Below are 22,787 nucleotides of genomic sequence, written 5' to 3'. Positions count from 1 at the left end.
GCCTTCGCCCGGCGTGGCGGGCGCACCGTATCCGGTGCAGCGCCCCGTAGGGGCGCGGGGAACTGCGCGATCGGCCACCGGCGGCCTGCAGCCGACGAACTCGCGGATCGGCACGGCCCCCCACCCCTACGGCTCCCCGCAGGGGACGCGTGGCGCGGGCCTCACCACACGTCGCCCGGGCGCCAGTCGCACGTGAGCTCGCCGGCGGTGTCGACCCGGGTGCCGTTGACCGGCAGGACGAAGACGCCGCCGGCCTCCTCCGGCATGCGGTACAGGCCCGTCGGGGCGAGCACGGACAGCGGGCCGTGCCAGGGCTGCCAGCCGCGGCCCGTGTAGAGCGGCACGGCCTCGTCCGAGGCGCCGAGCGCGCCCAGCTCGTACGCGCCGTCGCGCAGCACCCGTTCCAGCGCGGCCATCACGGCCGAGGCGTGGCCTCGGCGGCGCCGGTCGGCCCGTACGGCCACCCCCTCGACGTACCCGGTGCGCAGCGCCCGGCCGGCGTGCAGGAGCCGGCGCTGCACCAGGGAGCCGTGGGCGAGGACGGCCCCGTCCTCGTCGAGGACGAGGGCGTGCATGCCGCCGACGGTGTGGTCCCAGTCGTCGTCGGTGAAGTCGTCGAAGGCCGTGTCCAGCAGGGAGCGGACGGCGTCGAGCTCGGCGGCCGTGAGGTCGCAGGTGTGCGCGGAGCGTATACGCATCGGCATGGCGGCGGTCCCTCGCGTCGGCGGTGGCGTCATTGTGCCGCCGCGCGCCCGGGTGCCGCACCTGGTTTCCCTCGTCCCGGCTGCGGGCGTCAGAGCTGCGTCAATACCTGCCCCCGAGGCGGCCGACGCCCGAAATGTCCCGAACGTTGGCCGTAAGGTCGACGGTATGCGGCGAAGCGAACACCGTCGCGACACGTGAAAGACAATGGGGCCATGGGACGCGGCAACCTTCGCATCTATCTCGGGGCGGCACCGGGCGTCGGCAAGACGTACGCGATGCTCTCGGAGGCGCACCGCAGGGTGGAGCGCGGCACCGACGTGGTCGTCGGCTTCGTGGAGCACCACGGCCGCCCCCGCACCGAGGTCATGCTGCACGGCCTGGAGCAGGTGCCCCGCCGCGAGATCACCTACCGCGAGTCGCCTTTCACCGAGATGGACGTCGACGCGATCCTGGCCCGCCGCCCGGCCGTCGCCCTCGTCGACGAGCTGGCCCACACCAACGTCCCCGGCTCCCGCAACACCAAGCGCTGGCAGGACGTCGAGGAGCTGCTGCAGGCCGGCATCGACGTCGTCTCGACCGTCAACATCCAGCACCTGGAGTCGCTCGGCGACGTCGTCGAGTCGATAACGGGCGTGCGCCAGCGCGAGACCGTCCCCGACGAGGTGGTGCGCCGCGCGGACCAGATAGAGCTGGTCGACATGTCGCCGCAGGCGCTGCGCCGCCGCATGGCGCACGGCAACATCTACCAGCCCGACAAGGTCGACGCCGCCCTCTCCAACTACTTCCGCCCCGGCAACCTGACCGCCCTGCGCGAACTGGCCCTGCTGTGGACGGCCGACCGGGTCGACGAGTACCTGCGGCAGTACCGCACCGAGCACGACGTCTCCCGCATCTGGCACGCCCGCGAGCGCATCGTCGTGGGGCTGACCGGCGGCCCCGAGGGTCGCACCCTCATCCGCCGCGCGGCCCGCATGGCCGCCAAGGGCTCCGGCAGCGAGATCCTCGCGGTCTACATCGCCCGCAGCGACGGTCTGACCTCCGCCTCCCCCAAGGAGCTGGCCGTCCAGCGGACGCTCGTGGAGGACCTGGGCGGCACGTTCCACCACGTCATAGGGGACGACGTGCCGGCCTCGCTGCTGGAGTTCGCGCGCGGGGTCAACGCCACCCAGATCGTGCTCGGTTCCAGCCGCCGCAAGGCCTGGCAGTACATCTTCGGCCCCGGCGTGGGCGCGACCGTCGCCCGCGACTCCGGCCCCGACCTCGACGTGCACATCGTCACCCACGACGAGGTCGCCAAGGGCCGTGGCCTGCCCGTGGCCCGTGGCGCCCGCCTCGGCCGCGGCCGCATCCTCGCCGGCTGGCTGGTCGGCGTGGGCATGCCGACGCTGCTCACCCTGCTGCTCACCCAGGTCATCCCGGCGGACCTCGGGCTCGCCAACGACATGCTGCTGTTCCTGTGCGCGACGGTGGCGGCGGCCCTGCTGGGCGGCCTGCTGCCGGCGCTGGCCTCGGCGGCCTTCGGCTCCCTGCTGCTCAACTACTACTTCGTCGAGCCGCTGCACCAGTGGACGATCACCGACCCCAAGAACATCATCGCGATCACGATCTTCGTCTTCGTGGCCGTGTCCGTGGCCTCCGTGGTGGACCTCGCCGCCCGTCGCACCCATCAGGCCGCCAGGCTCCGGGCCGAGTCGGAGATCCTCTCCTTCCTCGCCGGCAGCGTCCTGCGCGGCGAGACCAGCCTGGACGCCCTGCTGGAGCGGGTGCGCGAGACCTTCGCCATGGAGTCGGTCGCCCTGCTGGAGCGGGCCAGCGAGGTCGAGCCGTGGACGTGCGTGGGCAGCGTCGTCACCGGCACCGGCACCCAGCTGCTGCGGCCCGAGGACGCCGACGTCGACATGCCCGTCAGCGACAACCTCGCCCTGGCCCTCTCGGGTCGCGTGCTGCCCGCCGAGGACCGGCGCGTCCTGGCCGCCTTCGCCGCCCAGGCGGCGGTCGTCCTCGACCGGCAGCGGCTCGTCGACCGGGCCGAGCAGGCCCGCCGGCTCGCCGAGGGCAACCGCATCCGCACCGCCCTGCTGGCCGCCGTCAGCCACGACCTGCGCACCCCGCTCGCCGGCATCAAGGCCGCCGTGACCTCCCTGCGCTCCGACGACGTCGCCTGGTCGCCCGAGGACGAGGCCGAGCTGCTCGCCGGCATCGAGGACGGCGCCGACCGGCTCGACCACCTCGTCGGCAACCTCCTCGACATGTCCCGCCTGCAGACCGGCACGGTCACCCCGCTGATCAGGGAGATCGACCTCGACGAGGTCGTCCCCATGGCGCTGGGCGGCGTGCCCGAGGGCAGCGTCGACCTCGACATCCCCGAGTCGCTGCCCATGGTCGCCGTCGACCCCGGCCTGCTGGAGCGCAGCGTGGCCAACATCGTCGAGAACGCGGTCAAGTACAGCCCCGGCGGCACCCCGGTCCTCGTCTCCGCCAGCGCCCTGGGCGAGCGCGTCGAGGTGCGCGTCGCCGACCGTGGGCCCGGCGTGCCCGACAGCGCCAAGGACCGCATCTTCGAGCCCTTCCAGCGCTACGGCGACGCCCCGCGCGGCGCCGGCGTGGGCCTGGGCCTCGCCGTCGCCCGCGGCTTCGCCGAGGCCATGGGCGGCACGCTGACGGCCGAGGACACCCCCGGCGGCGGCATGACCATGGTCCTGACCCTGTGCGCCGCCGCCGGCCGCCCGCCCGTACGGCCGGACCTGCCCGCCCAGGTCACGACGTGAGCCCCGGCGCAGCGTACGGGCCGTACGCACACAGCAGACAGAACCGAACAGCAGAGGTGGATGCCGCATGAACCGGGTGCTCGTGGTCGATGACGAGCCGCAGATCGTCCGCGCCCTCGTGATCAACCTCAAGGCGCGGAAGTACGAGGTCGACGCCGCGCCCGACGGCGCCACCGCGCTCCAGCTCGCCGCCGCGCGCCACCCCGACGTCGTCATCCTCGACCTCGGCCTGCCCGACATGGACGGCGTCGAGGTCATCAAGGGCCTGCGCGGCTGGACCCGGGTGCCGATCCTGGTGCTCTCCGCCCGCCAGACCTCCGACGAGAAGGTCGAGGCGCTCGACGCGGGCGCCGACGACTACGTCACCAAGCCCTTCGGCATGGACGAGCTGCTGGCCCGGCTGCGCGCCGCCGTGCGCCGCGCCGAGCCGGTGGGCGCCTCGGCCGCGGGCGACGACGCGATCGTCGAGACGGCGGCCTTCACGGTCGATCTCGCGGCGAAGAAGGTCAACCGGGGCGGCACCGACGTCCGCCTCACCCCGACGGAATGGCACCTGCTGGAGGTGCTGGTACGCAATACGGGGCGTCTCGTGAGCCAGAAGCAGCTGCTGCAGGAGGTCTGGGGCCCCTCCTACGGCACGGAGACGAACTACCTGCGCGTCTACATGGCCCAGCTGCGCCGCAAGCTGGAACAGGACCCCTCGCACCCCAAGCACTTCGTCACCGAGCCGGGGATGGGCTACCGCTTCGAGGCGTGACGGTACGGGCCGTCGCCGCTGCTCCGGGGGCACTCGTGCCCCGCTACGCTGGGGGCATGAGTGCCGAACCCCGTTCCGACAAGCCGACCGGCCGTTTTCGCCGGATGCTCGACCGGCTTTCCACCTCGCAGGAGGAGCTGCACCACGCCGAGCTGCAGCAGGACACGGCGGCCACCGGCTGCGCGCGCATATGCGACTGCGACGACCGGGACATAGTCAAGGTCACCGGCACGCTGCGGACCGTCACCCTGCGTCCGCGGGCCGGGGTCCCCGCGCTCGAGGCCGAGCTGTTCGACGGTTCGGGCGCGATCGACGTCGTATGGCTGGGCCGCCGCTCCATCGCGGGCATCGAACCCGGCCGTAAGCTGATCGCCTCCGGCCGGGTCTCCATGAGCCGCGGCCGGCGGGTGCTGTTCAACCCCCGATACGAACTCCGACCGCTCGGACAGGAGTAGCCGTTGTCGTCCATCGACAAGATGACGGACCAGCAAGCCTCGCAGCACCCGCACGGGACGGACTCCCGGGCGGCCACGGAAGCCGCGCTCTTCGAGGCGTTCGGCGGCGTGCGGGGCATGGTGGAGACCACCGTCCCGGGCCTGGTCTTCGTCGCGCTCTACACCGTCAAGCGGGACATCCACATCGCCGCCATCGCCGCCCTCGGCCTCTCCCTGGTGCTGGGCATCGCCCGGCTGGTGGGCCGCGACACCCTCAAGCACGCCTTCAGCGGCGTCTTCGGGGTCGCCTTCGGCGCCGTCTTCGCGATGATGTCCGGCGACGCCAAGAACTTCTACCTGCCGGGGATGCTCTACACCCTGGGCCTGGCGATCGCCTACATCGCCTCCTCCCTGGCCGGGTTCCCGCTGATGGGCCTCATCCTGGGCCCGATCTTCAAGGAGAACCTCTCCTGGCGGACCCGCAACCCCGGCCGCAAGGTCGCCTACACCAAGGCCAGCTGGGCCTGGGGGCTGATCCTGCTCGCAAAGTCGGCGATCCTCTTCCCCCTGTACTGGTGGGGCGACGCCACCCAGCTCGGCTGGGTGAAGGTGGCGCTCGGCATTCCGCCGATGCTGCTCTCGGTCTACCTGACCTGGATCTTCCTGTCGAAGGCGCCGCCGCCGATCGACGTCTTCGCCGAGATGGAGGCCGCCGAGCGCGCCGAGCGCGAGGCACGGACCGAGGCGGGCTGAGGCCGGCCGGACGGACGCGACGAGGCGGGCTGAGGCCGGCCGGCCGAACGGACACGACGAGGGCCCCGGGACGACATGTCCCGGGGCCCTCGTCGCGTACGCAGTGCCCGCGTCAGCCCGTCGTGTCCTCGCGGCGCACCGACAGCAGGTCCTCCAGCTGCTCCTCGCGCGCCGGGGCCGCCACGAACAGCAGCTCGTCACCGGCCTCCAGCACGTCCTCCTTGTTGGGGGTCAGGACGCGGTTGCCGCGGATGATGGTCACCAGGGCGGTGTCCTCCGGCCAGTCGACGTCCCCGACGCGGGTGCCGGCCAGCGCGGCCTCCGGGGCCAGGGTGAGCTCCACGAGGTTGGCGTCGCCCTGGCTGAAGCGCAGCAGGCGCACGAGGTCGCCGACGCTCACGGCCTCCTCGACGAGGGCCGACATCAGGCGCGGGGTGGAGACGGCGACGTCCACGCCCCAGGACTCGTTGAAGAGCCACTCGTTCTTCGGGTTGTTCACCCGGGCCACGACGCGCGGCACGCCGTACTCCGTCTTGGCCAGCAGCGAGACGACCAGGTTGACCTTGTCGTCACCGGTGGCGGCGATCACCACGTTGCAGCGCTGCAGCGCGGCCTCGTCCAGCGAGGTGATCTCGCAGGCGTCGGCCAGCAGCCACTCCGCCAGCGGCACGCGCTCCACCGAGATGGCCGAGGGGGCCTTGTCGATGAGCAGCACCTCGTGCCCGTTCTCCAGCAGCTCGCCCGCGATCGAGCGACCGACGGCTCCCGCGCCGGCAATGGCTACCCGCATCAGTGAGCCTCCTCGGGACCGGCAGCGAAGGCCGCCTCGACCTTCTCCACCTCGTCGGTGCGCATCATCGCGTGCACCAGATCGCCTTCCTGCAGCACCGTGGCCGAGACCGGCAGCATCGCCTCGCCCAGGCGGGTGATGAACGCCACCCGCACCCCGGTCTCCTCCTGGAGCCTGCTCACCTTGTGACCCACCCAGGCCTCGGACACCGGCACCTCGGCCAGCTGGACGCCGCCGCTCGGGTCGCGCCACAGCGGCTCCGCGCCCGAGGGCAGCAGCCGGCGCAGCATCTGGTCCGCCGTCCAGCGGACGGTCGCCACGGTCGGGATACCGAGCCGCTGGTAGACCTCGGCACGGCGGGGGTCGTAGATGCGGGCGGCCACGTTCTCCACGCCGAACATCTCGCGGGCCACCCGGGCGGCGATGATGTTGGAGTTGTCACCGCTGCTGACGGCGGCGAAGGCGCCCGCCTCCTCGATGCCCGCCTCGCGCAGGGTGTCCTGGTCGAAGCCGACGCCGGTCACGCGGCGGCCGCCGAACCCCGAGCCCAGGCGGCGGAACGCCGTCGGGTCCTGGTCGATGACCGCCACTGTGTGGCCCTGCTGTTCGAGGGTCTGCGCGAGGGCCGAGCCCACCCGCCCGCACCCCATGATCACGATGTGCATTACGACTGCCCCATGCTCCGGACTACCGCGCTGACCTGCACCAACAACCTGCTCACAACTTTCTTCCCGATCTGCTGGCCCCGCGAACTTCCGGTACGCGGGTACGCCGCGGCGCGCCCGGTGGTGGCGTGCGCCCCGCGTCGGCGCATGCCACCACCGTATCCGCAACGCTCCGGCGAGCGGGCGCCAGGACCGCCGACCGGGAAGGTGATCAAGCATGACCGGAAGTGATCAAGAGATACGCAAGGTTGTTCGGGAATGCGTGACGAAGATCGGACAGGGGGTCACCGTGGTGGTTAGGATGATCGCCGTATTCCGCTTCGGACGGGACGTCAGGACGCCGACCTGTCCCGCCGTGTCCATGCCCCCGTCGTCCAAGAGGAATTGATGTCGCATCACATACCGGAGGTGGTGATCTGGTGCCTGGCCATCGCGCTGACCGCCGTCGCGGTCCTGCTGGTGCGCCAGCGGACGATCACCAACGGAGTGCGCCGGCGCGTCGCCCAGCTGGAGGAGAGCCTCCGCGCCCGTGACGAGGAGACGGCCCACCTCGTCGGCGTACGCCTGCCCGCCGTCGTCGACGCCGTCGGCCAGGACACGCCCCCGCCCGGCCCCCTCGACGAACGCCTCGCCGGCACCGCCTTCGCCCACGACCTCCAGGCCGTCATCGAGCTCTTCGCCCGCGCCGTCGACAAGGCCCAGGCCCGCGCCGACCAGTCCGCCAAGGCTGCGCTCAAGGCCTCCATGCGGGCCCTGCAGGGCCTCGCCCACGAACAGCAACTCGCCATCTCCGAGATGCAGGAACGCCACGACCACCCCGACGTGCTGCGCGACCTGCTGGAGATCGACCACGCCAACGCCCAGTTCGGCCGGCGCGCCCAGGCCATCGCCGTCCTGTGCGGCTCCTGGCCCGGCCGGCAGCGCGTCGCCTCCCCCCTCACCGACGTCGTCCGCGGCGCCACCTCCCGCATCCGCGACTACCGGCGCGTCCGCGTGCACGGCCCCGCCGACGGCGACCTCGCCGTCGTCAGCCGCGCCGTCGAACCCGTCGTCCTCGCCGTCGCCGAACTCCTCGACAACGCCGCCCGCCACTCCCAGCCCAACACCACCGTCGAGGTCGGCATCCAGCCCGTGCACAACGGCGCCTGCGTCATCATCGACGACGCCGGCGTCGGCATGGACGGCCGCGAGGTCGAGGAAGCCGTCGCCATGCTCGCCGGCCGCCGCCCCGTGGACGTCTCCCGCCTCGGCGACCCCCCGCAGTTCGGCTTCCCCGTCATCGGCGTCCTCGCCGCCCGCTACGGCTTCAGCGTCTCGGTCGACACGCGCTCGCCCTACGGCGGCGTACGGGCCGTGGTCTTCCTGCCCGCCACCCTCCTGACCCAACTCGACGTCGACGGCCCGTCCACCACGCCACTGCGCCCCCGCCCCCCGGAGACCACCCCTCCGCCCCCGGACCTGCCACCCCTGGCGGACCCACCCCGCCTGATGCCGCGCGCGCCGGGCGGCGCGGTACCGCCTGCCGGCGGCAAGGCCTGGCCCGACGGCGCGGCCACCGACGCACCCGCGGCGCGCCCGCAGGCGCGCGGCGCTGGCGCGGCCGCGCCCGGGCGTCCCGCCCACGGGGCGCCTGCGGACGCGAACGCCTGGCCGGACGCCGCGGCGGCGGGCCACCTGCCGGCTGAGGGCGCTGCACCGTCTGCGGCCGACGGCCGCGGCTTCCGGGCTGCGGACCTGGACGCGCCGCAGGCGCGTGGTGCCGGTGCGCTGCCGCCGTCCGAGGGCGCGGCCGCTGATGCGCTGCAGGCGCGTGGTGCCGGCCCGGTCCCGCCTGCCGGTGGGGATGCGTGGCCCGATGGCGCGGCGGCCGATGCGCCGTCCGGGGCCGACGGCCGCAGCTTCCGGGCTGCGGACCTGGACGCGCCGCAGGCGCGCGGTGCCGATGCGGACGCCTGGCCGGGCGGCACGGCAGGCGACTTGGCGCCTCAGGTCGGCAGTCGCCGCAGCCCGGCCACGGACGTGCCGCAGGCACCCGGTGCCGGCCCGCTCCCGCCTGCCGGCGGTGATGCCTGGCCGGGCGGCACGGGTGCTGCGCCGTCTGCGGCGGACGGCCGCGGCTTCCGGGCTGCGGACACAGACGCGCCGCAGGCGCGTGGTGCCGGTGCGCTGCCGCCTGCCGGCGGGGATGCCTGGTTCGGCGACGTGGCCGCTGATGTGCCGCCTGAGGCCGATGGCCGCAGCTTCCCGCCCGCGGGCGGGCACGCGCCGCAGGCGCATGGTGGCAGAGGCCCGTCCGGGGCCAGTGCGCCTGGCGCCGGTGGTGTACCGCATGCCGACCACGGTCGCGGCTTCCCGCCCGCCGGCGCGGACGCTCGCTCCGGCGTGCCGCAGGCCCCTGCGGGTGCGCCCGGCCCCGGCGGCGTACCCGCGGACGTGGACGACTGGCCCGAGCGCTCGGCTGCTGGTCCGCTGCCCGCGGACGCCGACGGTCGGACCGTCTCCGGCCGCTCCGGCGCCGCACCGTTCGGCGCAAGCCGTCACGGCTTCGCGGACGCGGACGACTGGCCCGAGGGCTCGGCTGCAGGCCGTACCGGCGCCCCCCGGGCCGGGGGCGAGCCGTTCGGTGCCGGTGCCGGTGGTCGTGGCGTCCCGCCCGTCGACGCGGGTGGGTCGCCGTCCTGGCGTCCGGCCGAAGGCCACCCGTCCGGGCCCGGCACCGTGCCGCCCGCCGACGCCGACGCCGCCCCGCGGCCCGGCACCGTGCCGCCCACCGACGCCGAGCCCGCCGCGCCCGCCGCGTCCGGCGAGCCCGGCGAGCCCCCCGCGCCGCGGGAGACCACCGCCGGGGGGTTGCCCAAGCGGCGGCGGCGGGAGCCTGCCGCCGGGCGGCGCGCGGCGGGGGCGCCTGCGGCGCCCGTGGCGGAGCGCACCGCGGAGGAGACCGCACGGCGGATGGGCGCGTTCGCGCGTGGCACCCGCGCCGGCCGCACCGACGGGCGCGGCCACCGCTACCAGCATCCGGAAGACGAAGGGAACCCGTACGCGTGAACGACCACCTGAACAAAGACCTGGGCTGGATGCTGGACGAGGTCGTGAAGATGCCGGAGGCCCGGCACGCGATCCTGCTGTCGGCGGACGGCATGCTGCGCGCGCATTCGCGCGGTATCGACCGCGACGAGGCGGAACGGCAGGCCGCGGCGCTGTCCGGTCTGCAGTCGATCAGCCGTTCCACCAGTGATTTCTGTACGCATCCGCAGCACCACGAGACGGCCTGGCGGCAGACGCTGATCGAGTTCGCGCACGGCTACGTGTTCCTCATAGCCGCGGGCCCGGGCGCGTATCTGGCGGTGTCGACGTCGGAGAACGTCGACATGGAGGCCGTCAGTTACCGGATGCAGAAGACCGTCGACCGTCTCGGCAAGGAACTGGTGACGCCGCCGCGCCAGTGGCAGGGTGTTCCGGGCAGCCCGGCATGACCCCGCCGGCGTCGCGCCGCGACAAGGGGCTCGTACGCCCGTACGTGGTCACCGAGGGCCGCTCGCATCCCACCCGTAACACCTTCGACCTGGTCACCCTGGTCATGGCGCACGGGGACCGGCCCCTCGGGGGCCTGAGCCCCGAGAAGCGTGCCCTCATGGAACTCTGCCTCGGCGGCGCGCTGTCCGTTGCGGAGATCGCCGCGCATCTGATGCTGCCCGTCAGTGTCGTCAAGGTGCTGCTCGGCGATCTCGTGGACAGCGGTCATCTCTCCACCCGGGCCCCCATCCCCTCGGCGCAGTTGCCCGAGGCCCAGATCCTGCAGGAGGTGCTGGATGGACTCCGCGCTCGCCTCTGACGCCGCCGCGCACGGCTCGCACGGCTCCCGCTATCTGCCGGGGACCGTCCGCACGGCGGTCAAGATTCTTGTCGTCGGTCATTTCGCCGTCGGCAAGACGACGTTCGTCGGTTCGTTGTCGGAGATCCGGCCGTTGCGCACGGAGGAGACGATGACGCAGGCCGGCGCGCTCGTCGACGATCTCGCCGGGATCGAGGGCAAGACGACCACGACGGTCGCCATGGACTTCGGCCGGCTCACGCTGAACGACAGTCTCGTCCTGTACTTGTTCGGCGCACCGGGTCAGCAGCGCTTCACCCGGTTGTGGCAGGACATGACGGAGGGCGCCCTCGGCGCCCTCGTGCTCGCCGACACCCGGCGGCTCGAGCAGTCGTTCGACGTGATGGGTCTGCTGGAGGAGCACGGGTTGCCGTACGCGGTGGCGGTCAACCACTTCGACGGCGCGCCCGTGTACCCGCAGGAGGAGGTCCGCGAGGCGCTGGACCTGCTGCCGGAGACCCCGCTGGTCACCTGTGACGCCCGTGACCGCGTCTCGTCGACCCGTGCGCTGATCGCCCTCGTCGAGTACCTGCAGCGCCGCAGCACCGTTCAGGAGCCCGTGTGATGCACCACTCCGACGCCGGGCCGGGCCCGACGCCGGTCCCGGGCGGTTGCCCGGCACATCAGCAGCAGCCCTATGCGCCCCACCAGGGGCCGTACACCCCGCTGTACGGCCCCGACTTCGCCGCCGACCCGCACGCCGTCTACCGGCGGCTGCGGGAGTACGGCCCGCTGGCTCCGGTGGAACTGGCGCCGCGGGTACGGGCCGTGCTGGTCACCGACTACCGGGCGGCGCTGGAGGTGCTGCGCAGTCCGGAGCGGTTCGGCAAGGACGCCCGTCGCTGGCGGGCCTTCGTGGAGGGCCGCGTCGAGGCGGACAACCCGGTCGTGCCGATGATGGCCTACCGGCCGAACTGCCTGTTCTCCGAGGGCGAGGACCACCACCGCTACCGCCGCGCCGTCGACGACAGCCTCTCCCGGATCGACCCCAACGCGCTGCGCGGCTACGTCGAACGCAGCGCGGACGCCCTGATCGACCGCTTCACCGCGCTGGGCGAGGCCGATCTGCTGGGTTCGTACGCCAAGGTGCTGCCGCTGCTGGTCTTCCAGCAGCTCTTCGGCTGTCCGCCCGCGCTCGGCGACCGCCTGGTGGAGGGTTTCTCCGGCATCTTCGACGGGGTCGATGCCGAGCGCGCCGACACCCTCATCACCACCAGTCTGCTGGAACTCATCGAGCTCAAGCGCCGCAAGCCCGGCGCGGACGTCACCTCCTGGCTGATGGCGCACCCGGTGCAGCTGTCGGACGAGGAGATGCTGCACCAGCTCGTCGTCCTGATCGGCGCCGGCACCGAGCCCCAGCAGAACCTGATCGCTAACGCGCTGCGGCTGCTGCTGTCGGACGACCGCTTCGCCGGCGACCTGGCCGGCGGCAGCATGCCCGTCGACGACGCCCTCGACGAGGTGCTGTGGCTGGACCCGCCGATGGCCAACTACGCCGTGCACTACGCCGTGGCCGACACCGAGCTCGCCGGGGTGCCGGTGCGCGCCGGCGAGCCGGTCGTGGTGAGCTTCGCCGCCGCGAACACCGACCCGTCGCTGCGCTCGGACCGCCGCACCGGCAACCGTGCCCACCTGGCCTGGAGCGCGGGTCCGCACCACTGCCCGGCGAAGGACCCGGCCCGGCTGATCGCGGCCACCGCCGTGGAGAAGCTGCTGGACCGGCTGCCGGACATGGAGCTGGCCGTGCCGGCCGACCGGCTGGTGTGGCGCCCGGGCCCGTTCCACCGCGCGCTGACCGCGCTGCCGGTGCGCTTCCCCCCGGTTCCGGTGCCCGCGCAGGTGCCCGTACCCCGCTCCGTACCCGCCGGTGGCGGCTACGGGCGGCATGCGGGGGCGCCGCCCACGGATCCTGGCGCAGACACCTCGTCCCCCCACTCCCCGCACCCGTCCGGGCCGCAGCCCGACGGGACCGAGACCTCTGGAGACCGCCGATGGAACGTTCCGCCCGCCCCGTCGTCGCGCTCGACCCCACCGGCCGTGACCTCCACGGCGAGGCCGCCCGCGTCCGGGCCCACGGGCCGGCGGCCCCTGTGGAGCTCCCTGGCGGCGTGGTGGCGTGGGCAATAACGTCCCAGTCCCTGCTCAAGCGGCTGCTGACCGACCCCCGCGTCTCGAAGGACCCGCGCCGCCACTGGCCTGCCTGGATCAACGGTGAGATCTCGCCGGAGTGGCCGCTGTACACGTGGGTGGCGGTGACGAACATGTTCACCGCGTACGGCAGCGACCACAGGCGCCTGCGCACCCTGGTGGCCAAGGCGTTCACCGCCCGCCGCACCGCGGCGCTGCGCCCGCGCATCGAGGCGATGGTCGCGGACATCCTCGACGGCCTGGCCGCGCTCCCGCCGGGGGAGCCGACCGACCTGCGCGAGGGGTACGCGTACCCGATCCCGATCCAGGTGATCTGCGAGCTGTTCGGCGTCGAGGACGCGGACACCCGCGAGGGGCTGCGCCGCTGCGTGGACTCGATCTTCCACACCTCCGCCGACCCGGAGGAGGTCACGGCGACGTACAGCGAGCTGTACGCCCTGCTGCGCGGCCTGGTCGCCGCCAAGCGCGAGACGCCGGGCGACGACATGACGAGCGTGCTGATCTCCGCCCGCGACGAGGACGACTCCCGGCTGAACGAGCAGGAGCTCGTCGACACCCTGCTGCTGATGATCGGCGCGGGCCACGAGACCACCGTCAACCTCCTCGACAACGCCATCCACGCCCTGCTCGCCCACCCCGACCAGCTCGCCCTGGTCCGGGAGGGCCGGGCGGGCTGGCAGGACGTGATCGAGGAGACCCTGCGTGTCCAGGCCCCGGTCGCCAACCTGCCGCTGCGCTACGCGGTCGAGGACATCGCGCTGGACGAGCTCGGCAACGGTGGGGGAGTCGTGCTGCGCAAGGGCGACCCGATCGTCGCCGCGTACGCCGCGGCCGGCCGCGACCCCGAGATCTACGGCGACGGCTCCGACGCCGCCCGATTCGATGTGATACGTGCCACCAAGGAGCACCTTTCCTTCGGGCACGGCGTGCACCACTGCCTGGGCGCTCCGCTGGCCCGGCTGGAGGCCGAGATCGCGCTGCCGGCACTCTTCACACGGTTCCCAGAAATGGAACTGATGACTCCGGATGAGGGCCTGCAACCCGTGGAATCCTTCATCTCCAACGGCCACCGGTCACTGCCCGTGACGCTGCGTCCCCGCCGCTCCTGAGGCCCCCGGACGCCCGCGCAGCGCCCGCGGATGCCCGCGGGCGCAGGTCTTAACGGCCTCTTAACGCACTTTCGTGCCCATGGGCAGCCGGGTGGGCGCGACCGATATCGAGCCCTTACGATCCTCTGCGTGTCCAAACTGACCGACCTGCCGAAACGGATCCTCATCGGGCGGGCGCTGCGCAGCGACAAGCTGGGGGAGACCCTCCTGCCCAAGCGCATCGCCCTCCCCGTCTTCGCGTCCGACCCGCTCTCCTCCGTGGCGTACGCACCAGGCGAGGTGTTGCTCGTCCTGTCCGCGGCAGGCGTCTCCGCCTACCACTTCAGCCCCTGGATCGCCGTGGCGGTCGTGGTGCTGATGTTCACGGTGGTCGCTTCGTACCGCCAGAACGTCCACGCCTACCCCAGCGGAGGCGGCGACTACGAGGTCGCCAACGTCAACCTCGGGCCCAAGGCCGGGCTGACCGTCGCCAGCGCCCTGCTCGTCGACTACGTCCTGACCGTCGCCGTCTCCATCGCCTCCGGCATCGAGAACCTCGGCTCCGCCGTCCCCTTCATCATCGAGCACAAGACCGCCTGCGCCATCGGCGTCATCGTGCTGCTGACCCTGATGAACCTGCGCGGCGTGAAGGAGTCCGGCAAGCTCTTCGCCATCCCGACCTACGTCTTCGTCGGCGGCGTCTTCGTGATGATCGCCTGGGGCGCCTACCGCGGCCTGATCTCGGGCGACAGCATGAAGGCACCCACCGCCGACTACACCATCAACGCCGAGCACCAGGGGCTCGCGGGCTTCGCCCTCGTCTTCCTGCTGCTGCGCGCCTTCTCCTCCGGCTGCGCCGCCCTGACCGGCGTCGAGGCCATCAGCAACGGCGTCCCCGCCTTCCGCAAGCCCAAGAGCAAGAACGCGGCGGCCACCCTGGCCCTCATGGGCGGCCTGGCCGTCACCATGTTCTGCGGCATCATCGGCCTGGCCATGGCCACCAACGTGCGCATGGCCGAGGACCCGGCGACCAACCTGCTGAACCACGGCGTCCCGCTCGGCGAGGGCTACACCCAGAACCCGGTGATCTCGCAGGTCGCCGAGGCGGTCTTCGGCAGCGGATCGTTCCTCTTCGTGGTGCTGGCCGCCGCCACCGCCCTCGTGCTGTTCCTGGCCGCCAACACCGCCTACAACGGCTTCCCGCTGCTCGGCTCGATCCTCGCCCAGGACCGCTACCTGCCGCGCCAGCTGCACACCCGCGGCGACCGGCTCGCCTTCTCCAACGGCATCGTGCTGCTCGCCGGCGCCGCGGCCGTCCTCACGTACATCTACGGGGCCGACTCGACGAAGCTCATCCAGCTCTACATCGTCGGCGTCTTCGTCTCCTTCACCCTCAGCCAGACCGGCATGGTCCGGCACTGGAACCGCCTGCTGCGCGGCGAGAGCGACCCGGCCGCGCGCCGCCGCATGGTGCGCTCCCGCGCGATCAACGCCTTCGGCGCCTTCCTGACCGGTCTGGTGCTGGTCGTGGTGCTGCTGACGAAGTTCACGCACGGCGCCTGGGTCGCCCTCCTCGGCATGGTGATCTTCTACGTCACCATGACCGCCATCCGGAAGCACTACGACCGGGTGGCCGAGGAGATCGCCGCCGCCGACGAGCCGGGCGACGAGACCGTCCGCCCGTCCCGCCTGCACTCCATCGTCCTGGTCTCCAAGGTCCACAAGCCCACCCTGCGGGCCCTGGCCTACGCCAAGCTCATGCGCTCCGACACCCTGGAGGCCCTGAGCATCAGCGTGGACGCCGCCGAGACCAAGGCACTGAAGGAGGAGTGGCACCGGCGCGGCATCGACGTACCGCTGAAGATCCTCGACTCGCCCTACCGCGAGATCACCCGGCCGGTCATCGACTACGTCAAGAGCCTGCGCAAGGAGAGTCCGCGCGACGCGGTCAGCGTCTTCATCCCCGAGTACGTCGTCGGCCACTGGTACGAGCACCTGCTGCACAACCAGAGTGCCCTGCGCCTGAAGGGCCGGCTGCTGTTCACCCCCGGGGTGATGGTCACCTCCGTGCCCTGGCAGCTCGACTCCTCCGAGGCCGCCCGCAAGCGCGCCCGCAAGCGCGCCGAATGGAACGCCCCCGGCTCGGTGCGCCGCGGCCCGGTGACGGAGCCGAAGAAGGAAAAGGCCTCGACGAAGAAGTAGGCGCGCACGCAGGAGGCGCGGCGTGGAAGGGGTGAGCGGGGACGTAGACTGGACGGCTGTCCCGCCTCACCCCTTTGACGTACCTGGAGCCGACCGACATGACCGACGCACCGCAGAACTCGCTGGTCGGCGAGGAGTACGAGGTCGAGGTCGGCCCGGTGGCCCACGGCGGCCACTGCGTGGCCCGTACCGAGGGCGGCCGTGTCCTCTTCGTCCGCCACGCCCTGCCCGGCGAGCGCGTCGTGGCCCGCGTCACCGAGGGCGAGGAGACCTCCCGCTTCCTGCGCGCGGACGCGGTGCGGATCCTGACCGCCTCCAAGGACCGCATCGAGGCCCCCTGCCCCTTCTCCGGCCCCGGCAAGTGCGGCGGCTGCGACTGGCAGCACGCCAAGCCCGGCGCCCAGCGCCGCCTCAAGGGCGAGGTCATCGCCGAACAGCTCCAGCGCCTGGCCGGCCTGACCCCCGAGGAGGCCGGCTGGGACGGCACCGTCTCACCGGCCCCCGGCGACAAGCTCCCCGCGGGCGAGGTCCCCGCCTGGCGCACGCGCGTGCAGTACGCGATCGACGCCGAGGGCCACGCGGGCCTGCGCAAGCACCGCTCCCACGAGGTCCAGGTCATCGACCGCTGCCTGATCGCGGCCGAGGGCGTGAGCGAACTGGGCATCGAGAAGCGCCAGTGGCCCCAGATCGCCTCGGTCGAGGCCATCGCCGCCTCCGGCTCCGCCGACCGCCAGGTCATCCTCACCCCCCGCCCCGGCGGCCGCCTGCCCATCGTCGAACTGGACAAGCCCGTCTCCGTCCTGCGCATCGGCGAGAAGGACAAGGCCGTCCACCGCGTCCACGGCCGCCCCTTCGTCCGCGAACGCGCGGACGAGCGCACCTACCGGGTCGGCGAGGGCGGCTTCTGGCAGGTCCACCCCAAGGCCGCCGACGTCCTGGTCCAGGCCGTCATGCAGGGCCTCATGCCCCGCAAGGGCGACATGGCCCTCGACCTCTACTGCGGCGTCGGCCTCTTCGCCGGCTCCCTCGCCGAACGCGTCGGCGACAAGGGCGCCGTCCTCGGCATCGAATCCGGCAAGCGCGCCGTCGAGGACGCCCGCCACAACCTCCAGGACCTCGACCGCGTCCGCATCGAACACGGCAAGGTCGAGGACGTCCTGCCCCGCACCCGCATCGACAGCGCCGACATCATCGTCCTCGACCCCCCGCGCGCCGGCGCCGGCCGCAACACCGTCCGCCACCTGGCCACCCTGGGCGCCCGCCGCATCGCCTACGTCGCCTGCGACCCGGCCGCCCTGGCCCGCGACCTCAAGTACTTCGCGGAGGCGGGGTACGCCCCCGTGACGCTGCGGGCGTTCGACCTGTTCCCGATGACGCACCACGTGGAGTGCGTGGCGATCCTGAAGCGCACGGCGTAAGGCTTCTGACCTGCGGCTTTGCTGGGGCGCGTTATGTGCGATGTGGGCGTTACGGGCGATATCTTGACGCTGAAATGACGCTCGTGACGCTCATTTGACGCTCGTTCTGATGGGCTGTTAGGTGTTCTCGATTGGGTAGATCAACACCTGCTGCCCGTACCTCCGCTGGTGTCATCGCGGACGTGAGAACTGGTGTCCTGCAGAGCCGGCCACGCGCCCGTTCGACGATGGTGGCCGTTGCCGTGCCGGTGGTCCGTGTCGTCTTCGGTGCGGTGCGCTCCACGGAGCCGGGGTCGCGACCGCGAAGTCAGCGTTGTTTTCACTTCATCGTCTGATTCGGGCGTGCTTGGTGAGGCACCTATTCTGCAGATGGGCGGTTACCCGTCCAGACGATCCGACGCGTGAAACCGCCCCGCTCCCAATACTTTGCCCGGCGCAACTCTTCTAGGGCCTCCGCGTCGATGCCGAGGTTCGTTGCGAGGGCGCGCACGACTTCCAAGATGTCAGCAAGCTCTCCCGGAGCTGCGGCGTCGTCCGCCGATAGAAACTCGGCGACCTCTTCGGTCAACTTTTCCCGGAGCCTTCTGCGGTATTCGATGGGTGAGGCGACGTACGTGATCGGCTCGCGTCCCTCAGCGCGGATGATTTCAGGGATCCTGTCCCTTACCAACTTTCCGGAACTGTCCATTTGCTGCCTCTCTGGATCGGGCAGGACGTGCCAGTCGTGCGCTGCGAGCGGGAGTTGCGCCACCACTGACTCGTACGCCGCACGACCAGCACCTGAGCGCCGCACCGGCTCTCGGCGCTGGAGCGATTGTCAGTGCCGTGTGCCACGCTCCACCCTATGACCACTACCCGGATGGAGGGCTCTTGCCTGCCCTCGTATCGCCCCCTGTCAACGCTTGCGTTGTCCGAGCCCGAGGACCACGTCCGTGAACTCACCGACTGGGTGGAGCATGCCTCCGCCGTCACCAGAGTCCCCGGGGCGCAGAACGTCTGGGATATGGCCTACAAGTGGCTGCGCCTCGCACAGGGCCTGCGCACGATGACGTTCGACATGTCGTACGACGATGGCAGTATGTGCTCGGCGGGCTGCGACTTTGACGCTGTCTGGACCGAGATGATGGAGAAGTGGCAGCAGCACCACGTCCGTCTTGGCTACCTGCGCGCAGCACTTGAAGGATTTGTCCGGCTGCTGCACCCGGACGCCACGGAGCCCGGGGTGGCTGTCGAGGCCGCCGAACGACGGCTGCAACACCACGCCGAGGCATGGCCCGTCCATGCTCGCGCGGTCGTCGACCATTTGCGGACGCATGCCCCGGACGGCGCGCCGGGTGCCAGCACGCCGGTGGGGGCAGCGGTGGCCCAAGTGATTGCCCTGCACGAGATGGCCGTCCGGGGTCGTACCGTCATCCCTGAGCCGGACAGCGACGCGGACGGGAACGTCTTTCCCACCGGGCACGCCGAGGTCTGCGCGCTGAGGGAAGCCTCCACGGTGCTGCTGCTGGGAATCCAGCTGCTGATGGCGGCAGCGGTGCAGGAGGACCGCGTCGCCGTCTTCGAGGACAAGTACCTTCTCGACGGCATGTGGATTCCCGACCGCTCAGGCGGCAGCCGATGGGTGGATGAAGAGATGCCCTACGGCGAGTACCTCACCGTCCTCCACCTTCAGCCCGGTGAGCCGCCCGAGCTCTGAGTCCGCCACCGCCAGTGCCCTGCGCCGGCCACGTTGGCACGCCAGGGCAAATGATGGGTGGAGGCCCGAAGCAATGACTTCGGGCCTCCACCCATCGCGGCCTGCTCGGCACGTTGCGGATCTTGTCGGCCTGGTGCCATGCCTCCGCCTGTTCGGCCAGGACCTTCGCTCGATGGCGCTCGACTTGCAGCTTTCGTGCCTCGGCAACGGCCGCGTACCAGCGGCGCCGCTGCTCGGCCTTGCGGAGCTCCTCTTCCTGTTCTCGACGTTCGGCCGCTGCTGCGCGGTCTTCGAGATCACGCAGCAGGTGTCCCAGCCGGGATTCCAGTGTCCATCGCGCGCCATCGCGGTAGCTGTAGGAATACTGGTACCAGCTTCCGGCAGGTGCGCCGAGTTCGAGACGCCCGTCGAACTCGTGGTCGTACGCGGGGATCTTCGTCCAGGGATTGCGTTGCTGCTGACGGATCTCCTGCGGTGTCGCGTCGTGCGGCACCTTGGTCGTCCGCTCCGTGAGCGCGAGGGGGAGAGCGTGCCCGCGGACGACGATGACCAGCTGGTGTACGGCCTTGCCACGCTGAAGGTCGGTTCGGGTCTCCACCTGATAGCCGCGGCTTTCCGCTTCGGTCAGGAATGCGTGCATGATCCGCAGCGCCCGGTCGACCTGCTCACGTGACACATGCAGAGGAATCACCTCGGGTGTTCCACGTGTGTCCACCACGGTTTTGGACCTGCTGCAAGCCTTGCGTGTCGCCCGGACCAGCCGGTGGGGCCGGTCCAGCACAGCAGGTACATCAATGGTCGGCACCGGAGCCGGCTGGGCGGCCTTTTCGGCCTCCTCGTCGACCAGCGTGAAGACGCAGTCGCCGCGCTGGCGCCCAGTCCAGCGCAGCTTGTGCCCAGCCGGTACGTGACCGTGATGGAGCGCGTCGTAGTAGGAGGCACGCCACCGTCCACGGGTTCGGGGGCCGGGATCGGGCACAGTCAGCTTCCCGGCAGTGGCGGACTGGAGCCGCCAAGGCGGATCGGTGAGGCTGTGGCAGACCAGCGACCAAGGACGCCACCCGCCGGTGACCGCGCCGGTCACGGACCAGCCCATCGCCCGGCTGTCCTTCCACCCCAGCCACGTACTGGCCATCGCGGGCAAGGACGGGCGCATCCGGCTGTGGGACACCACCGCTAGCCAGCCGGCCGCGCACCCGCGGCTCCTGCCCCACGGCCCCGACGATGCCGTGGTCGTGGCCTTCAGCCCAGACGGCAGCCGCCTGGTCGCGGCCGGCCACAGCGGCGAACTGACCCTCTGGGACACCACCAAGGACCCCCTGCACCCGGCACTCCTGACCACCTGGCAGAGCCCGCACGCGACCATCGATGACCTGGCCGTCAGCCGCGACGGACACACCGCCGCCGCCCTCGGCCACGACCACACGGTGACCGTGTGGAACCTTGACGCCCCGCAGCACCCCGAGCCCCACCAGCTCCCCCGCAAGAATCAGGCGTTCGACAGGATCGCGCTCAGTGCGGACGGCCGCACACTCGCCCTGGCCGAGTACTCACCGAACTGCGAAGTATGGATCGCACACCTCGGGCCGGATCGCGAGAGCACGGAGCCCGGCCACCTCTTCGACTCCGTCAGCACCGTCACCAGCCTGGCCCTCAGCGCCGACGGCACCCGGCTGGCCGTGGGCCATATCGACAACGGCGTGCACCTGTGGAACGTCCGCGAACGCTGGCACGCCACCGACTTGCCGCAGACGGACGGCACCGTGGGCGTCGCCTTCGGGCCGGATAGCTCCTCACTGACCGTGGGCACCCGCACCGGCGGCAACGCCCTGTGGCACCTCCCGGCCCACCTGACTGGCCACACTGCCTCCATTACCGCCCTGAAGACCAGCCTCGACCGGAAACTGGCCGTCACTACCAGCCAGGACAAGACGGCAGGAATCTGGCGCCTTGACTCATACCGAGAACCCCCGCTGGTGCACAAACTCGCCTGCGAGGACCACGCCCTGCGTAGTGCGGCCTTCAGCCGCGACTCCCGCACTCTGGCTCTGACCACCTACGCCGAAACCTCAAAGGCGGCCGTATGTCTGTGGGACATCAGCAACCCCGCCGACCCCCACCAAATCGACCACTGGACACCGCAGGTGGGCGGCAACGACATCAACGCTGCCGCGTTCAGCAGGGACGGCCGCACCCTGGTGACCGGAGGCAACGACGGCCAGACCATCTTCTGGGACATCACCACGCCCGGGCACCACCGCGAACTCACCCGACGCGGCGACGGCCACACATTCGACGATGTCGTCGCTCTGACTGTCCTCCCCAACAGCAGTGCCCTCGTCATCGGCACCACCCGGCAAGGAGCGCAGCTGTGGGACCTGCACAACCCCCGTGAACCACGCCGGCTCAGGAAACTGCCCGGTGCCGTCAAAGTCGCCAGCCTGGCCGTCAGCGACAAGGGCCTACTGGCCATCGGCACCTACGACGACCACAACGTCTACCTCTGGGACGCCTCCGATCCCCGTCAGCCCACCCCTCTTCCCACTCTCAGCGGCCACACCACCCCCATTTGGACAGCAGACCTCACCCCGGACGGCGCCCGCCTCCTCACCACCAGCGGTGATAAGGGCGGTCCGCTCCGCATCTGGAACCTCAGAGCTCCCCATTACCCGCAACTCGACGCCGTCCTCCACGGCACCATCGGCGTCAGCGCCTTCGCCCCAGAAGCCGACTCACTGATCGCAGCCACAGGCGACAAGACCCTGAACAGCTGGAACACCAACGCTCGAACCGCGGCCAAAATTCTCTGTGCACGAGCCGGCACACCCATGACCGCAAACGAACTCAACCTCTATCACGGCGCTGACGGGCCGGCCACACCCTGTCACTGATTCCCTGGCAGCCCGGCCGGCATAGAGGCGGATGCGTTGACCGGACGTAATCCCGACGTACGCGGCGGCGACAGTGCACAAGCGAGATGGTCATCGACGTGGGCGACGGGCGTCCTTTGCCCGAGCTGACGTTTGACTTCGAGTTCCGCGCGCCGTCCCCCCGCCGAACCCCAGCACGCCAGGAGGACGCAGCGGGGGCAGGTCGTGCGGACGCAGACGATGACGTTTCGGCTCGGCAGTCGGCCGCAGCCTCCGGGGCCCCACGCCATGCGGCTCGCGTGTGTCGTACGCGAGCCGCATAGGTTCCCGCTCTCGGGCTGTCGCGGTGGGGTTCACCAGGGCGTGGGCCCTCCAGAGCGCGAGGTGGCGGATGCGACCGTCGCGAACAGCATGCTTGCTCTGACTGCCGCCCTCGTCGGCCTGGCCGCCGACACCGCCCGGCCGACAGCTGTGGCCGCGGCTGACGCTCGTATGACGCTCCGAGTGCTTCCGACGGCCGTCGCTCGCCCCGAATGCCATCGCTGACCTGCGGTTTCTTCCGGCATCCCGCCTGACGACATCTTTTCGATGACGCACCACGTGGAGTGCGTGGCGATCC

General features: G+C 71.5%; 18 protein-coding genes and 1 pseudogene. 14 read left to right on the top strand and 5 right to left on the bottom strand.

The window, feature by feature from the left end; genetic code table 11:
• Positions 1 to 161: 161 nt before the first annotated feature.
• Entirely contained in the window at positions 162 to 704 is a 543-nt protein-coding gene (locus AB0K17_RS27340; RefSeq protein ID WP_365984614.1) for a GNAT family N-acetyltransferase, read from the bottom strand.
• 213 nt (positions 705 to 917) lie between these two features.
• On the opposite strand from AB0K17_RS27340, the gene AB0K17_RS27335 reads away from it, so the two are divergent.
• From AB0K17_RS27335 to AB0K17_RS27320, 4 genes are all read left to right on the top strand, one after another.
• A complete protein-coding gene (locus AB0K17_RS27335) occupies positions 918 to 3,473 on the top strand; it encodes a sensor histidine kinase KdpD (protein WP_365984613.1) in 2,556 nt (851 codons plus the stop codon).
• A 67-nt stretch (positions 3,474 to 3,540) separates the two neighbouring features.
• On the top strand, positions 3,541 to 4,230 hold the full coding sequence (locus AB0K17_RS27330; protein ID WP_365964490.1) for a response regulator: 690 nt from the start codon (positions 3,541 to 3,543) through the stop codon (positions 4,228 to 4,230).
• Between the two features lie 56 nt (positions 4,231 to 4,286).
• The gene (locus tag AB0K17_RS27325; RefSeq protein ID WP_344433854.1) at positions 4,287 to 4,685 is read left to right on the top strand and encodes an OB-fold nucleic acid binding domain-containing protein; all 399 of its coding nucleotides are present in this window, start codon (positions 4,287 to 4,289) and stop codon (positions 4,683 to 4,685) included.
• 3 nt (positions 4,686 to 4,688) lie between these two features.
• On the top strand, positions 4,689 to 5,417 hold the full coding sequence (locus AB0K17_RS27320) for a DUF3159 domain-containing protein (RefSeq protein ID WP_365964489.1): 729 nt from the start codon (positions 4,689 to 4,691) through the stop codon (positions 5,415 to 5,417).
• A 112-nt stretch (positions 5,418 to 5,529) separates the two neighbouring features.
• Here the strand turns inward: AB0K17_RS27320 and AB0K17_RS27315 are convergent, their stop codons facing one another.
• Both AB0K17_RS27315 and AB0K17_RS27310 read right to left on the bottom strand, forming a co-directional pair.
• A complete protein-coding gene (locus AB0K17_RS27315; RefSeq protein WP_365984612.1) occupies positions 5,530 to 6,207 on the bottom strand; it encodes a TrkA family potassium uptake protein in 678 nt (225 codons plus the stop codon).
• Complete coding sequence (locus AB0K17_RS27310) at positions 6,207 to 6,872, bottom strand: TrkA family potassium uptake protein (protein WP_344433849.1); 666 nt, start codon at positions 6,870 to 6,872, stop codon at positions 6,207 to 6,209. Before AB0K17_RS27310 ends, AB0K17_RS27315 begins: the two co-directional genes overlap by 1 nt.
• 387 nt (positions 6,873 to 7,259) lie before the next feature.
• Between AB0K17_RS27310 and AB0K17_RS27305 the strand changes: the two are divergent.
• The 8 genes and pseudogenes from AB0K17_RS27305 to AB0K17_RS27270 form a co-directional block, all read left to right on the top strand.
• Positions 7,260 to 8,264: pseudogene (locus AB0K17_RS27305) on the top strand (ATP-binding protein); the annotation flags it as partial.
• 1,652 nt (positions 8,265 to 9,916) lie between these two features.
• Complete coding sequence (locus tag AB0K17_RS27300) at positions 9,917 to 10,348, top strand: roadblock/LC7 domain-containing protein (RefSeq protein ID WP_365964488.1); 432 nt, start codon at positions 9,917 to 9,919, stop codon at positions 10,346 to 10,348.
• On the top strand, positions 10,345 to 10,707 hold the full coding sequence (locus AB0K17_RS27295; RefSeq protein ID WP_344433847.1) for a DUF742 domain-containing protein: 363 nt from the start codon (positions 10,345 to 10,347) through the stop codon (positions 10,705 to 10,707). The genes AB0K17_RS27300 and AB0K17_RS27295 overlap by 4 nt, the downstream gene beginning before the upstream one ends.
• A complete protein-coding gene (locus tag AB0K17_RS27290; protein ID WP_344433846.1) occupies positions 10,685 to 11,311 on the top strand; it encodes an ATP/GTP-binding protein in 627 nt (208 codons plus the stop codon). The genes AB0K17_RS27295 and AB0K17_RS27290 overlap by 23 nt, the downstream gene beginning before the upstream one ends.
• Entirely contained in the window at positions 11,311 to 12,873 is a 1,563-nt protein-coding gene (locus AB0K17_RS27285; RefSeq protein ID WP_365964487.1) for a cytochrome P450, read from the top strand. Before AB0K17_RS27290 ends, AB0K17_RS27285 begins: the two co-directional genes overlap by 1 nt.
• On the top strand, positions 12,855 to 14,003 hold the full coding sequence (locus AB0K17_RS27280; RefSeq protein WP_365984611.1) for a cytochrome P450: 1,149 nt from the start codon (positions 12,855 to 12,857) through the stop codon (positions 14,001 to 14,003). Before AB0K17_RS27285 ends, AB0K17_RS27280 begins: the two co-directional genes overlap by 19 nt.
• Positions 14,004 to 14,132: 129 nt before the next feature.
• Positions 14,133 to 16,184: an APC family permease gene (locus AB0K17_RS27275; RefSeq protein WP_365984610.1), complete on the top strand. Its 2,052-nt coding sequence runs from the start codon at positions 14,133 to 14,135 to the stop codon at positions 16,182 to 16,184.
• 98 nt (positions 16,185 to 16,282) lie between these two features.
• Entirely contained in the window at positions 16,283 to 17,602 is a 1,320-nt protein-coding gene (locus tag AB0K17_RS27270; protein WP_365984609.1) for a TRAM domain-containing protein, read from the top strand.
• A gap of 358 nt (positions 17,603 to 17,960) precedes the next feature.
• On the opposite strand, the gene AB0K17_RS27265 is transcribed toward AB0K17_RS27270, so the two are convergent.
• Positions 17,961 to 18,353 (bottom strand): nucleoside triphosphate pyrophosphohydrolase, encoded by a 393-nt coding sequence (locus tag AB0K17_RS27265; protein WP_365984608.1) that lies wholly within the window; start codon positions 18,351 to 18,353, stop codon positions 17,961 to 17,963.
• 93 nt (positions 18,354 to 18,446) lie between these two features.
• Here AB0K17_RS27265 and AB0K17_RS27260 point away from each other — a divergent pair, with 93 nt between their 5' ends.
• Positions 18,447 to 19,298, top strand: a complete 852-nt coding sequence (locus AB0K17_RS27260; protein WP_365984607.1) for a hypothetical protein — start codon at positions 18,447 to 18,449, stop codon at positions 19,296 to 19,298.
• Here the strand turns inward: AB0K17_RS27260 and AB0K17_RS27255 are convergent.
• On the bottom strand, positions 19,255 to 20,394 hold the full coding sequence (locus tag AB0K17_RS27255) for a hypothetical protein (protein WP_365984606.1): 1,140 nt from the start codon (positions 20,392 to 20,394) through the stop codon (positions 19,255 to 19,257). The two genes, AB0K17_RS27260 and AB0K17_RS27255, sit on opposite strands and share 44 nt — an antisense overlap.
• Between AB0K17_RS27255 and AB0K17_RS27250 the strand changes: the two genes are divergently transcribed.
• Positions 20,366 to 22,189, top strand: coding sequence for a hypothetical protein (locus AB0K17_RS27250; RefSeq protein WP_365984605.1), 1,824 nt, complete (start codon positions 20,366 to 20,368; stop codon positions 22,187 to 22,189). The two genes, AB0K17_RS27255 and AB0K17_RS27250, sit on opposite strands and share 29 nt — an antisense overlap.
• Positions 22,190 to 22,787: the final 598 nt, after the last annotated feature.

This window comes from Streptomyces sp. NPDC049585 (assembly GCF_040675615.1).
GTDB lineage: Bacteria > Actinomycetota > Actinomycetes > Streptomycetales > Streptomycetaceae > Streptomyces > Streptomyces luteosporeus.
The sequence above is the reverse complement of the archived record's forward strand: the minus strand, read 5'-3'. Positions and strand labels throughout refer to the sequence as shown.